The organism is Sneathia vaginalis, from assembly GCF_000973085.1.
Lineage (GTDB): Bacteria > Fusobacteriota > Fusobacteriia > Fusobacteriales > Leptotrichiaceae > Sneathia > Sneathia vaginalis.
This window is the reverse complement of the sequence record NZ_CP011280.1, coordinates 1,022,140-1,036,345: the sequence shown is the minus strand read 5'-3', so window position 1 is coordinate 1,036,345 and position 14,206 is coordinate 1,022,140. Positions and strand designations below refer to the sequence as shown.

Genomic DNA, 14,206 nt, shown 5'->3' with positions numbered 1-14,206 from the left:
TTATGTTACTATTTACTTATGGAAAATTTAGAAAATGATGTGTTAAAAAAATTAGAAAAAGAGAGAGAAAGAGTTGGAAAAGCTTTTTATGAAAAAAATCAATTCTTAGGGATATATAAAGAAAGGGTTATAGTTGCACTAACTAAGGAGGAAGTAGAAGAAAAGTTAGCTTACCCTGAGGTCTCTAAGGCTTTGGAGAAGAAAATAGCAACTAAAATGATTTTATCAAGAAAAGTAGATATGAAATTCTTAAAAAAATATATAGATTTAGCTAAAACTTATGGGGTAAGTTGTAAAATAGTAGATGGATTATCTTATCAAAGCGACATATGCCTTGTTGTATGTGCTGATGATGCAGTAGATAGAAAAAAAGATCCCGTCGTTAAATCTAGATTAGAAATTATTAAAGAAAGAGGTATGCCTATTGTATATTATGAGGCTTTAGGTAAAAAGATAAGTCATAGATATATGAAAATAGTAAAAAAACTTTTACCAGAGTTAAAAGATCAATACATGGAGCTAAGTTTTTTTGATAAACTTTGTGGAGAAAAATGCCCATTAGAAGAAAAATTAGGAGGAAAGATATATGGTTGATGGATTCGTAATAACAGGAGGAAAACCTTTAAATGGAGTTATAGAAGTAAGTGGAGCAAAAAATGCAGCATTGCCGATAATTATAGCAACACTAATTGAAAAAGGTAAGTATACAATAAAGAATGTACCTAATCTATCAGACATACGTGTTCTATTTAAACTTTTAGAATCATTGGGATTAAAAGTTACAAAAATTGGTGATCATGAATATGAAATTTTAAATAACGGAATAACAAATAATAAGGCAGAATATGAAATAGTAAAAAAGATGAGAGCATCTTTTTTAGTAATGGGACCTATGGTTGCAAATCTTGATGAAGCAATAATCTCATTACCTGGTGGTTGTTCTATAGGTTCAAGACCTGTGGACTTACACTTATTTGGATTTGAAAAATTAGGTGCTAAGATTATACAAGAACATGGTTATGTGTATGTAGATTCTAGCAATTTAAAAGGTGATGATATAGTTTTAAGTTTTCCATCAGTAGGTGCAACACAAAACATTTTAATAGCTGCAACTAAGATAAAAGGTACAACTAGAATAATCAATGCAGCAAAAGAACCAGAAATAGTTGACTTAGGTAAGTTCTTAATTAAAATGGGAGCTAAAATTAAAGGTCTTGGAACAGATGAAATAGAAATAGAGGGTGTAGAAAAATTACATGCTGTGGAATACAGTATAATGCCAGATAGAATAGAAACAGCAACTTATGTAATAGCATCTCTTGTTACAGAAGGGCAGATGTATATAAAGAACGGAAACTTAGAAGATTTAGGAATATTTAAGTCACAATTAGAATCTATGGGGGTTAAATTTGTTAAAGATGGCAATATATTAAAAGTAATAGGTAAGGTAAAAGATTTGAAACCTGCAAATATTATCACTATGCCACATCCAGGTTTTCCAACAGATGCACAAGCACAAACAATGCTTTTACTAGCCTTAATTAAAGGAAAGAGTGAAATAGAAGAAACTGTATTTGAAAATAGGTTTATGCACGTTGCAGAATTCAATAGAATGGGTGCAAATATTAAGATACATCACAATACTGCAATAATTGAGGGTGTAGACCATCTAGGTGGTGCAGATGTTATGGCATCTGATTTAAGAGCAGGAGCAGCTTTAGTTATAGCAGGGCTAGTTGCAAGAGGACAAACTAGGTTAAATAGAATTTATCATGTAGATAGAGGATATGAAAAATTAGAAGAAAAGCTAATAAAATTAGGTGCAGATATTAAGAGGGAGAAATTTGAAATATGAAGAAAATAATAGGTATGAATCCAATAATAGAAGCACTTGATAGTGGTAAAAGCTTTGAAAAGATAGAAATATATACAGGTATAAAAAAAGAGAGTATAAAAAAACTATTAAAAATAGCAAGTACTAATAATATTAAGATAAACTATACCAATAAAAGATTTGATAATTCACAAGGTATAGTAGGATACTTATTAGAATACGACTATTATACAACTTTAGAAGCTTTTTTAGAAAAAGAATTAATACATGATGAGTCATTAATAGTTATACTAGATCAAATACAAGACCCAGGTAATTTTGGTGCCATAATTCGTTCGTGTGAGTGCTTTGGAGTTAGGGGTATAATAATACAAGATAGAAATAATGTTAAGGTAACTGAAACTGTTATCAAATCATCTGCTGGTGCAATAGAACATATGGATATAGTACAAGTTGTAAACATTTCTGATACAATAGATAAGTTAAAAAAATATGGATATTTTGTTTATGCTGCAGCAGGTGAAGGCGATAAACAATACGATAAGATAGAATATGCTAAAAAGAAAGTCTTAGTTGTAGGTAATGAAGGTAATGGTATACGAAAAAAAGTAAGAGAACATAGTGATATGATAGTTAAGATACCTTTATTAGGAAAAATTAATTCATTAAATGTAAGTGTTGCAACGGGTATATTTTTAGCTAAAATGCAAGAGGAGCAAAATGAAGTTAAGTAGTAAAGAAAGAAATTATTTAAGAAAATTAGCCCATGATATAGAGCCAGTGGTAAGAATAGGTAAACAAGGGTTAAATGAAACTGTTTTAGATAGTATCAATAAGGCGATAACAAAGCAGGAATTAATTAAAATTAAAATATTATCTAATTCAGATGAGATAATTACACGTGATTTACAAAAAGAAATAGAAGAGTATGCAAAATGTGTTGCAGTATATGATATAGGGCATACTATGATATTCTTTAAGGAAAATAAAAAAGGTAAGATTACAAGCGATTTCTTAGAATTTAGAAAGAGAAATAGAAATGGATAAAAATAGAAATAATATATTATTAATCGTAATTCTGTCTGTAGTAATAGCACAGGGATTAAAAATATTTATGCCTATGTTAAAGGGTAAATCACCAGATTTTTCAAAAATATTTGAAACAGGTGGTATGCCCAGTTCACACTCTGCTAGTGTTAGCTCACTATGTACAGCAATGGCATTGGTGTATGGAGTTGCAAGCCCCCTATTTTCAATAACCTTTGTATTAGCAATTGTAGTAATGTATGATGCAACAGGTATTAGAAGAGAAGCAGGTAAGCACGCAAAGGCACTTAATAAGATAATATCTAGTGACAAGGATATATTCAAAAGTGAAGAATTTAAATCATTTAAAGAATTTTTAGGACATACTCCTTTTGAAGTGTTTATGGGTTGCTTATTAGGTATAATAATAACAGTAATATTAAAAGGATATTTAGTATGAAAAAGAGACTAGATTTAATACTTTGTGAAAAAGGATATTTTAGTACAAGAGAAAAAGCAAAAAGGGAAATTATGGCAGGAAACGTCATAATCAACGAACATGCTGTAACTAAAGCTGGTACTATGTTTAAGGAAGAAGATCTTAAAAGTATTAGAATAAAAGAAAAATTAGCCTATGTTAGTCGTGGAGGACTTAAGCTAGAGGGGGCTATAAAACGCTTTGATATAGACTTTAATGATAAGATAGTATTAGATATTGGAGCGTCAACTGGAGGTTTTACAGATTGTAGCTTACAACACGGTGCAAGCTTTGTGTATAGTATAGACGTTGGTACAAATCAATTGGACTATACCCTAAGACAGAATGAAAAAGTATTAAGTATAGAAAATATGCATATTAATAAGGTTACAAAAGATATGTTAGTAAAAGGGTTAGCAGATATAGTAGTAGCAGATGTTTCCTTCATTTCTCTAACAAAAATAGTTGATTATGTATATTTACTTAGTAAGAGTGATGCACAAGCTGTACTTTTAATTAAACCACAGTTTGAGGTAGGAAGAGAATATATAGGTAAAAATGGAATAGTTAGGGATAAAGATGCTCATGATATGGCAATAAAAAAAGTTGTAAATTGTTTTTTAGATAAAGGTTTTAATATATTGGGCGTTGAAACTTCCCCTATAAAAGGAACAAAAGGAAATGTTGAATATTTACTTTATGTTAGAAAGGAACAAAATGAAAAGTAAGATAAGATATTTTTTATGTTTTTTAGCTGGAATATTAATGACAGTAAGTGTTTCAAAATATTGCAATGCTAAAACAACTACGATGCCTTTAAGTGCGACATCTTCAAATAAGGCAAGCTTTAAGGATATTACACAATTACAAAAAATAATTGAAACTATTAATACTGTTAATGAAATATGGGTTGGTGATAAAAAATTAACACTTGATGGACAATATCAAGCAGCTTTAAGAGGAATATTGTCAGATCTTGATGATCCATATTCAGAATATTTATCTAAAGAAGAATTTAAAGACTTGAATGAAGGTTTAAATGGTACATATTCAGGTGTAGGGATGTCAATTAGAAAACAAAAAGGTGAATCAATGGAAGTAATATCACCCTTTATAGGTTCACCAGCATTTAAAGCAGGTATACAAATAGGGGATAGAATAACTAAAGTTGATAATCAAGACATACGTGATAAAACAGCAACAGAAACTTCTAAGATGTTAAAAGGTAAAAAGGGAACTAGTGTTACTGTTGAAGTAGTAAGAAAGGGACTAAAAAAACCTCTAGTTATTACCCTAGTAAGAGATAATATTAAATTAGATAATGTTGAATACAAGATGTTAGATAAGAATATTGGATATATTAGTTTACTTCAATTTGGTGATGGTATAGCAAAAGAAATAGATGATGCAATAAAGGATCTTCAATCTAAGGGTATGAAAGAATTAATCTTTGATTTAAGAACTAATCCAGGTGGATCACTTAAAGAAGCTGTAGACTTAGCCTCTCTATTTGTTAAGGAAGACAATATTGTTAGCTTAAAATACAAAAATGGTAATGAAACAGTATTTAAGAGAACAAATAAGCAAATATATACAGGGCCTATGGTAGTGTTGGTTAATAAAGGAAGTGCATCAGCATCAGAAATATTAACAGGTACACTTAAGGATTATAACAGAGCGAAAATAATAGGTGAAAAGACTTATGGTAAGGGTGTTGCACAAAATATATTACCATTTAGATCAGGAGATGCATTAAAAATTACTATTGCTAAATGGTACACACCTAAGGGTAAAAATATTAATAAACAAGGAATAGAACCAGATATTACAGTAAAGATGGAAACTCTATTATCAAGTAAGGGATATAGCTCAGAAACAGAACAAGCAAAGAAAAATAGAATGAAAGAAATAGAAAAACTATTAGTTGAAATACATGGTAAAAAAGAAGCAGACAAGATGATTAAAGAAGGAGATACTCAGTTAAAAAGAGCTATTGAATATTTAAAGGAAGGTAAGTAATGTTATACGTTGTAGGTACTCCTATTGGAAATTTAGAAGATATTAGCTTTAGAGCAGTTAGAACATTAAAAGAGGTCGAATATATCTTTGCAGAAGATACGAGAGTAACAAGAAAACTATTAGATCATTATGAAATAAAGAATACTATATATCAATATCATGAACATAACAAAATGCATCAAATTCCAAATATTATCAACATATTAAAAGAAGATAAGGATATTGCAATAGTTACAGATGCTGGTATGCCTTGTATATCTGATCCAGGATATGAGTTGGTAAATGAGGCATTGAAGGAGGGAATAAAGGTGGTTACTGTACCTGGACCTTCTTCAATTTTAAGTGCAGCTAGTATATCTGGATATAGTATGAGAAGAATAGCGTATGAGGGATTTTTACCTAAAAAGAAGGGTAGACAAACTCTATTCTTAAGTCTACAAGAGGAAAAACGCCCTATTATCATTCTTGAATCACCAAATAGATTACTTAAAACTTTAAAAGATATATATAGCTACTTAGGGAATAGACATATAGTTATTGCAAGGGAATTAACTAAAGTCTACGAACAAGTTATTAGAGGAGAGGTATTAGATTTAATAGATAAGGTAGAGAAAAAACCTCTAAAAGGTGAAATGGTGTTGATAATAAAAGGACTTTGTGATAAGGATGAATAGTGATAAAACAAGCATAAACTGGTATCCAGGGCATATGAAAAAAACTATGGATATGTTTAGCGAAGAAATAAAGCAAGTTGATGTGGTATTAGAAATATTAGATGCAAGAATACCATTATCAAGTAGAAATCCTGAAATATCGAAAATAGTGGGGAATAAGACAAGAATAGTCTTACTAAACAAGGTTGATTTAGTGGATAAAAATAAATTAGATATATGGAAAAAATATTTTTTAAAAACTAATACAGCCGACTACATTATTCCCATAAGTGCAGAAAAAGGAATGAATATTAAAGATATTAAGAGTAAGATAAAGGAATTATACAATAAAAAGCTTGAAAAAGTAGCTAAAAAAGGTTTAAGAAAAACACAAATCCGTTCTATTATAGCTGGTATACCAAATGTAGGTAAGTCTAGGCTAATAAATAGACTGTCAAGTAAAAGTAAAGCTGGAGTAGGTAATATGCCAGGTTTTACTAGAGGTAAACAATGGATAAATGTAGATGATAATTTCTTCATACTAGATACACCAGGTGTATTATGGCCTAAATTTGATAGTCATAGTGTAGCAGTAAACTTAGCCATAACAGGATCAATAAGAGATGATGTGCTACCTATAGAAGAAGTATGTATAGAATTACTTAAGAAGATGAAGGAATATGAAATATTAGGTAATGTATATAGTGTATATGGAATAGAAGAAGGTGATGATGATTATCACGTCTTACTAAAAAAAATAGAGAACAGATTGTTAATTAACACAAAGGAATTTGATTATGAACAAGTTTCAAAAAGAATTTTAAAAGATTATAGACAAGGAAAATTAGGAAAATTCTTCCTTGAGTTACCAAGAAAGGAAATAGATGAAATTTAATGAATTAGGACTTAGCGAATCTACGCTAAAAGCGATTATGGAGAAAGGATTTACTGAGCCAACAGAAATACAAAAGTTAGTTATACCCGAACTTTTAAAAGAGAGTACTAACTTAATAGGTCAAGCACAAACAGGTACGGGTAAAACAGCAGCGTTTTCACTGCCTATACTAGAACTTTTAGAACCTACAAAAGATGTAAAGGCTTTAATTTTAACACCAACTAGAGAATTAGCTGTACAGGTATCAGAAGAAATATATTCACTAAAGGGTGATAAGGATATACGTATACTTGCAGTATATGGTGGAGCATCAATAGAAACACAATTAAGATCACTAAAAAAAGGTGTGGATATAGTTGTTGGGACACCTGGACGTGTAATGGATATGATAAATAAGAAGGCATTAAAATTAAAACAATTAGAATATTTCATATTAGATGAAGCTGATGAAATGCTTAATATGGGATTTATAGACGACATAAAGGAAATTTTAAAAAGTACTAATGATGATAAGAAAATGTTGTTCTTCTCAGCTACTATGCCAGATGAAATATTAGCTATTGCAAAAGAGTTTATGCCTAGCTTTAAGAAGATAAAGGTCAAAAAGAAAGAGTTAACAACTAATTTAACAAAGCAAATATACTTTGAAGTAAGACCAGATGATAAGTTTGAAGCATTATGTAGAGTATTAGACTATAGGGCAGATTTTTATGGAATAGTATTTTGTAAGACTAAGCAAGATGTAGATGAAGTAACTAAAAAACTTAAGGCAAGAGGATATAGTGCTGAATGTATACATGGGGATATTACACAAGGTCTAAGAGAAAAGACACTAGATTTATTCAAACAAAAAATATTAAATGTATTAGTTGCAACAGATGTAGCAGCAAGAGGAATAGATGTATCAGATTTAACACATGTAATAAACTACTCTATACCACAAGAACCAGAAGCCTATGTTCATAGAATAGGGAGAACAGGAAGAGCTGGTAAAAAGGGAGTGGCTGTAACATTTGTAACACCTAAGGAAATTAATAAGTTGCTACAAATTAAACGTCTAACAAAATCTGAAATAGTTAAAGAAAGTGTTCCTAATGTTGAACAAATATTAGAAGCTAAGAAAGAAAATCTATTAGCAAGTATAGATGAAATAGTGCTAGAAGATGACTACGGTCAATATATGGATTTAGCAAGAAAGATATTGTCAAATAGAAATCATGATGTAATTGTAGCATCACTATTAAGACATGTATATGATGATGAATTCTTAAAGGAAAACTATAACGAAATAAAAGATGTGAGCATAAAAGTAGACGATAAAACTCGTCTGTTCATAGCCCTAGGACAAAGAGATGGTATGAAACCATCAAAACTACTAGAACTATTACATAAAAAAGCAAAAGTTCCAGGTAGAAAGATAAGGGACATAAAGATTATGGATAAGTTTTCATTTATCACTGTTCCATTCAAGGAAGCAGAAGAAATAATGAAGGCAATGAATAGAAAAGATGCAAAAAAACCTATAGTAGAAATATCAAATGGGAAGTCAAAATCAAAAAAAGGTAGAAGGTAATATGAAATGAGTGAAGAAATTGAAATTTTGGTTAATACATTAATTAATTCCTTGAAAGACAAGGATATACAAAAAGCGGCATTAACACAAAATATCGATAATATTCCATACGAGAAAGCATATGAATTATCGAGAGTTTTAGCATTTATACCACTTTTAATTAATATAGCAGAAGATGCAATATCATCTAAGAAAATGATATGTGAGAAAAATCAGGGCAAGATAAAAAGAGAAAATCTAGAACATGCTTTTTTAAACAAGAAAAAAAGGGAAGCAATAGAAAGAATAGAAGTAACACCAGTGTTAACAGCACACCCAACACAAATACAAAGAAAAAGTATACTAGATTTAATGGCAAATATATATGATTTAATTAAGGCATATGATGCTGTTAAGAGTAATTTGATTGATAGAAATGAATGGGAGACAGCATTAAAAAGAGATATCAATATTTTACTACAAACAGATACTTTAAGAAGTACAAAATTAAGAGTAGATAATGAAATTAGTAATATTATGAGTTACTATAACACAACATTCTTGTCTGCAATACCTGATTTAATTCTAAAGTATAATAAATTAGCTAGAGAATATGGAATTAAAAAGACTGTAATTCCTGTAAGAATAGGTACATGGGTAGGTGGAGATAGAGACGGTAACCCTTATGTATCAGCACATACATTGAATAAGACAATAAAGATGGCAAGTGGTGTAATATTTAATGAATATATTTCTAAGTTGTCTAAGTTGTACCGTGAATTTTCTATGAGTTATGAACTTGTAAATTATTCTAAAGAAGTACAAGAATTAGTAGATAAGTCACATGATTTATCTATACATAGACAAAAAGAACCATATAGAAGAGCCATTAGCTATATTAAAGACAGAATAATTGCAACAGCATATATGCTAGAACTAGATACAACTACTATGCCTGATAATACAGATTTAGAAGGGTATAAGGATAGTAATGAGTTCTTATGCGACTTACAAAAAATTGAAGATTCAATAAAGAAATACAGTGGTGAAATTTTAGTAAAAGGTACACTAGAAAGATTAATAACAGCAGTTAAAGTGTTTGGTTTCTACTTATCTACAGTGGACTTAAGACAAGATTCAAGTATACACGAAAAATGTGTGGATGAATTATTGAAATCTGCTAATATACATAAAGATTATCTAAATTTAAATGAAGATGAAAAGTGTAAACTACTACTAAATATATTAGAAAATGATCCAAGACCTTTATCAAGTGATAATATACCTAAAAGCGATTTATTAAAGCAAGAATTAGATATATATACAACAGCTAAAAAAATGCATGATATGTTTGGAAAAGATGTAATAAAGCATAATATAATATCACACACAACTAGTGTTTCAGATATGTTAGAAGCATTAATATTCTTAAAGGAAGCTAATTTGGATGTTAATATAGTTCCTTTATTTGAAACTATAGAAGACTTACAAAATTCTATTAAAGTAATGGAAAAATGGTTTAATATTCCTTTAGTTAAGGAACTATTAAAGAAAAACAACAATGAACAAGAAATAATGTTGGGATATTCAGATAGTAATAAGGATGGTGGATATCTAACATCTAGTTTTTCACTTTATCAAGCACAAAAGAATTTGATAGAATTAGGTGAAAAATATGGAGTAAGTATAAGTTACTTCCATGGTAGAGGAGGAACAGTAGGACGTGGTGGTGGACCTAGTTATGAAGCTATACTTGCTCAACCAAGTGGAAGTATAAAGGGTAAGATTAGATTAACTGAACAAGGTGAAATAATAGAAGCTAAATACGGAAACTATAACAACGGGATATATAACCTTGAAGCATTAGTAACTTCAAGTCTTGAAGTTAGCATGAGTAATACAAAAAAAGACTTTAAAGATTATGAAAATATCTTAAAAGACTTGTCAGATATTAGTTATAGAAAATATAGAAGTTTGGTATTTGAAACAAAAGGCTTTATAGACTTCTTCTACACAATAACACCTATTGTAGAAATATCTAAGTTGAACTTAGGTTCAAGACCTTCTTCTAGAAAACAAGGTAGAAGCATAGAAAATCTTCGTGCTATACCATGGGTATTTTCTTGGTCACAAGCAAGAATAATGCTACCAGGCTGGTATGGACTAGGTACAGCTCTAAAAAGTGCTGATATGAGTAAATTAAAGGAGATGTATAAGACATTCCCATTCTTTAGAACACAAATATCTAATGTAGATATGCTTTTAGCTAAGACAGATATGGATATAGCTAGAGAATATATAGAATTAGATGATGATAAGGAAAATGCAAGAAAGATCTTTGCTGATATATTAGAGGAATATAACCTAACTAAGAAGTTAATACTTGAAGTATCAGAAAAGAAAGAACTATTAGAAGATAATTTAGAATTAAAAAAGAGCCTAGAAAACAGAATGCCATACTTTAACGCTTTAAATAACTTACAAATTAAGCTATTGAAAAAAGGAAGAGAAGGAATGGATGACGAAGACCTAATAAAGGCAATACATACATGTATAAATGGAATTGCAACAGGTCTAAGAAATTCAGGGTGAGAAAATGAGCAAGTGTATGGAAGTATGCTTGCTTTTTTGTTTAAGTATACTTTTAAATCATAATAATAGAGGAATTTCTTGAAAAAAATCTAAAAACACATTGAATTATACACAAAAATTGTGTATAATAATCTTGAGGTGGAAAGTATGCCAATGGATTCAAATAGGGCTACTATAGCACCTTTTCATAGTAAGGAGTTAGGAAAATATCTTGAAAAAGGAATCCTTAAACAAATTAGGAGGTTATAATGATTTTAATTTATCCAGCAATATTTTTTGAAGAAGAAGTAGGGGGATACTCTGTTTTCTTTCCTGGATTTCCTTGTGCAACACAAGGCGAAAATATTAATGATGCTTTTTATATGGCTACTGAGTTTTTAGGAATACAACTAAATGACTACTATGAAGAACATAAGGAATTTCCAACTCCTTTAGATATTAATAAAATAGATGTTGAAGAGTTTATGAAAAAAGAATTAAATAGCACTGATGAAGAGATAAAAAATGCAAAATATTTTAAGACATTAGTTCCTATTGATTATTATAGATTTTTAAAATTATCAGATAAAAAAATTATTAGAAAAAATGTTTCAATTCCTAGATGGTTAAATAAAATTGGAAAGAGAAATAATATAAATTTTTCTAAAGTTTTAAAAGAAGCATTGATGAAAGAGCTTGGAATAGATGATATAGATGAAAATTATATAATGTAAAAAAGAATTTGAGAGGTATAGGTAATATTGCTTATACCTTTTTTGTGTTTTTAAAGTATGAATAAAGTTCTTTCCTTTTAAGAATATATGTTCTAAAAGTAGAATACGATATATTCATATTATAATTATCATTTAAGTAATTCCATAAATTACTGATGTAATAAAAAGATTCATGTCTATTTTCAAGTAAATCTATGATTGTATCATAGAACTTATCACATTTAGATGGCTTATTTCTAGTCTTAGTTTTTTTTTGAAACCATAATAATATTTTTTTTACTGTTCTTCTATATTTTCCTAATTCTTTAGCAATTTTAGAGAAATTAACTTTAATATTTGAATTATCAGCAAAAATTTTTAATTTAGGCAAATCTTCTAATGTTAGCATTGTTATCCTTTCGATTTAAAATATGATATATCATACAATTAATTTATATATTTGTACATTAATATATATAGATTATAAAGTTAAAAAAGTGTGTAGTATAATACAATATATATATGTTGGGATACAGAGATATATATTTAAAAAGTTAAATAAAGTGCATAAATATATTTAAAAAGACATTGATTTTTTTCGGGGGGGGGGTACTAAAATACTATTTGAGGTGATATAAATGAAAAAAACAATATTATTTATTATGCTTTTAGGATGTATGATATCAGAAGCAGAAATTAAAACTATAGAAAATAAGGAAGTAAATGATCCAACAAGTATAATTATTAGTCCATATAACATTTCAAAGATTACTAATAGTAATTGGTCAAATATTTTTGGAGCAAGTGATACTATTACTAATAGTAATTTTTCAAATATATTAGGGACATCGAATAAAATTAATAATTCAAAACAAACAAGTGTAATTGGAGAATTAAATGAAGTAGTAGAAAGTGAAAATACAAAACTTTTAGGTAATAACAATAAAATAAATAACTCAAAGTATTCATATATATTTGGCGGAAATATACAAGCAGAAAATAGTAATCATGCAAATATACAAGGAAATAAAAACATAATTAAAGATTCTGATCAAACAACTGCAATTGGTGAAAAGAACACAATTACAAATTCCAATCAAACAACTGCAATTGGAGAATTAAATGAAGTAGTAAAAAGTGAAAAAACAAAACTTTTAGGTGATAATAATAAAATAAATAACTCAAATTATTCATATATATTTGGTGGAAATATACAAGTAGAAAATAGTAATCATGCAAATGTACAAGGAAATAATAACGCAATTACAAATTCTAATCAAACAACTGCAATTGGAGAAAATAACACAATTACAAATTCAAAACAAACAAGTATAATTGGAGAATTAAATGAAGTAGTAGAAAGTGAAAAAACAAAACTTTTAGGTAATAACAATAAAATAAATAAATCAAAGTATTCATATATATTTGGTACAAATATACAAGCAGAAAATAGTAATCATGCAAATGTACAAGGAAATAATAATGCAATTAAAGATTCTGATCAAACAACTGCAATTGGTGAAAATAACACAATTACAAATTCAAAACAAACAACTGCAATTGGAGAATCAAATGAAGTAGTAGAAAGTGAAAAAACAAAACTTTTAGGTAATAACAATAAAATAAATAACTCAAAGTGTTCAAATATATTTGGTACAAATATAAGTGCAAAAAATAGTGATTTTGGTATAGCTATAGGAGCTAGTGCTAGTTTAATTAATGCTGTAAATTCTGTAGCTATAGGAGCTGGTAGTAAAGCAACATTTAGCGATTCAGTAGCTTTAGGTTCATTTAGTGAAACTAAGTTATCTGAGAAAAGTGCATATTTAACTGATCAAAAAAATGCTCCACATTATGTTGTATCAGTTGGAGGAGGAAAAATAAAAAGAAGAATACAAGGATTAGCAGATGGAGCAGAAGATGATGAAGCAGTAACAGTTGCACAATTGAAAAAATTAAAAAGTGAAGTAAAAGGTTCTACAGAAAAATCAGACCTAGCATTAAGTGGAGTAGCAAATGCTATAGCTATGGCTAATTTAGTACAAGTGAATTCATATTCAGACTATAGACATAATTTAAGTGCAGCATATGGATATTATGGTGGTTCTCATGCATTAGCAATAGGCTTTAGTGGGGTAACAAAGGATAGAAGATTAGTATACAAACTAAGTGGATCAGTAAACAATAAAGGAAATCTTGCCCTTGGAGTTGGAGCTGGAGTAATGCTTGGTAATAAGGAAGAAAGCATGGAACATAAAGATATTAATGTAAAAGAACTATATGAAAGAATAACTAAATTAGAAAAAGAAAACAGTGCAATAAAGCAAAGAATGGTTCAACAAGATACAATAATACAAAAATTAGAATCAATTATTGAAAATAGATAATAAGTATTTGGGCAAGTGTATAAAAGTATGCTTGCTTTTTTATTCTCCATTTTCAAATATAAATATTGTTAATCAAAA

General features: G+C 28.8%; 14 protein-coding genes. 13 read left to right on the top strand and 1 reads right to left on the bottom strand.

Annotated features, from left to right (window positions below; translation table 11 throughout):
* Positions 1-18 precede the first annotated feature (18 nt).
* The 12 genes from VC03_RS05110 (at position 19) to VC03_RS05055 (ending at position 11,762) form a co-directional block, all read left to right on the top strand.
* A complete protein-coding gene (locus VC03_RS05110) occupies positions 19-594 on the top strand; it encodes a DUF1694 domain-containing protein (protein WP_046328962.1) in 576 nt (191 codons plus the stop codon).
* Positions 587-1,855 carry a UDP-N-acetylglucosamine 1-carboxyvinyltransferase gene (gene murA, locus VC03_RS05105; RefSeq protein WP_046328961.1) on the top strand — a complete coding sequence of 423 codons (1,269 nt, stop codon included), beginning with the start codon at positions 587-589 and terminating at the stop codon, positions 1,853-1,855. Before VC03_RS05110 ends, murA begins: the two co-directional genes overlap by 8 nt.
* Positions 1,852-2,568, top strand: a complete 717-nt coding sequence (rlmB, locus tag VC03_RS05100) for a 23S rRNA (guanosine(2251)-2'-O)-methyltransferase RlmB (protein ID WP_046328960.1) — start codon at positions 1,852-1,854, stop codon at positions 2,566-2,568. The genes murA and rlmB overlap by 4 nt, the downstream gene beginning before the upstream one ends.
* Positions 2,555-2,881: a YhbY family RNA-binding protein gene (locus VC03_RS05095; RefSeq protein ID WP_046328959.1), complete on the top strand. Its 327-nt coding sequence runs from the start codon at positions 2,555-2,557 to the stop codon at positions 2,879-2,881. Before rlmB ends, VC03_RS05095 begins: the two co-directional genes overlap by 14 nt.
* On the top strand, positions 2,874-3,320 hold the full coding sequence (locus VC03_RS05090; protein ID WP_046328958.1) for a divergent PAP2 family protein: 447 nt from the start codon (positions 2,874-2,876) through the stop codon (positions 3,318-3,320). The genes VC03_RS05095 and VC03_RS05090 overlap by 8 nt, the downstream gene beginning before the upstream one ends.
* Positions 3,317-4,066: a TlyA family RNA methyltransferase gene (locus VC03_RS05085; RefSeq protein WP_046328957.1), complete on the top strand. Its 750-nt coding sequence runs from the start codon at positions 3,317-3,319 to the stop codon at positions 4,064-4,066. Before VC03_RS05090 ends, VC03_RS05085 begins: the two co-directional genes overlap by 4 nt.
* Positions 4,056-5,357 carry a S41 family peptidase gene (locus VC03_RS05080; RefSeq protein WP_046329315.1) on the top strand — a complete coding sequence of 434 codons (1,302 nt, stop codon included), beginning with the start codon at positions 4,056-4,058 and terminating at the stop codon, positions 5,355-5,357. Before VC03_RS05085 ends, VC03_RS05080 begins: the two co-directional genes overlap by 11 nt.
* Entirely contained in the window at positions 5,357-6,031 is a 675-nt protein-coding gene (gene rsmI, locus VC03_RS05075) for a 16S rRNA (cytidine(1402)-2'-O)-methyltransferase (protein WP_046328956.1), read from the top strand. The genes VC03_RS05080 and rsmI overlap by 1 nt, the downstream gene beginning before the upstream one ends.
* Positions 6,024-6,905, top strand: coding sequence for a ribosome biogenesis GTPase YlqF (gene ylqF, locus VC03_RS05070; RefSeq protein WP_046328955.1), 882 nt, complete (start codon positions 6,024-6,026; stop codon positions 6,903-6,905). The genes rsmI and ylqF overlap by 8 nt, the downstream gene beginning before the upstream one ends.
* Positions 6,895-8,478: a DEAD/DEAH box helicase gene (locus VC03_RS05065; RefSeq protein ID WP_046328954.1), complete on the top strand. Its 1,584-nt coding sequence runs from the start codon at positions 6,895-6,897 to the stop codon at positions 8,476-8,478. The genes ylqF and VC03_RS05065 overlap by 11 nt, the downstream gene beginning before the upstream one ends.
* Positions 8,479-8,484: 6 nt before the next feature.
* Complete coding sequence (gene ppc / locus VC03_RS05060; protein ID WP_046328953.1) at positions 8,485-11,049, top strand: phosphoenolpyruvate carboxylase; 2,565 nt, start codon at positions 8,485-8,487, stop codon at positions 11,047-11,049.
* Between the two features lie 248 nt (positions 11,050-11,297).
* The gene (locus VC03_RS05055) at positions 11,298-11,762 is read left to right on the top strand and encodes a type II toxin-antitoxin system HicB family antitoxin (protein ID WP_046328952.1); all 465 of its coding nucleotides are present in this window, start codon (positions 11,298-11,300) and stop codon (positions 11,760-11,762) included.
* Positions 11,763-11,793: 31 nt separating this feature from the next.
* On the opposite strand, the gene VC03_RS05050 is transcribed toward VC03_RS05055, so the two are convergent.
* Entirely contained in the window at positions 11,794-12,150 is a 357-nt protein-coding gene (locus tag VC03_RS05050) for a hypothetical protein (RefSeq protein ID WP_052727711.1), read from the bottom strand.
* Between the two features lie 229 nt (positions 12,151-12,379).
* Between VC03_RS05050 and VC03_RS05045 the strand changes: the two genes are divergently transcribed.
* Positions 12,380-14,128, top strand: coding sequence for a YadA family autotransporter adhesin (locus VC03_RS05045; protein ID WP_046328951.1), 1,749 nt, complete (start codon positions 12,380-12,382; stop codon positions 14,126-14,128).
* Positions 14,129-14,206 lie beyond the last annotated feature (78 nt).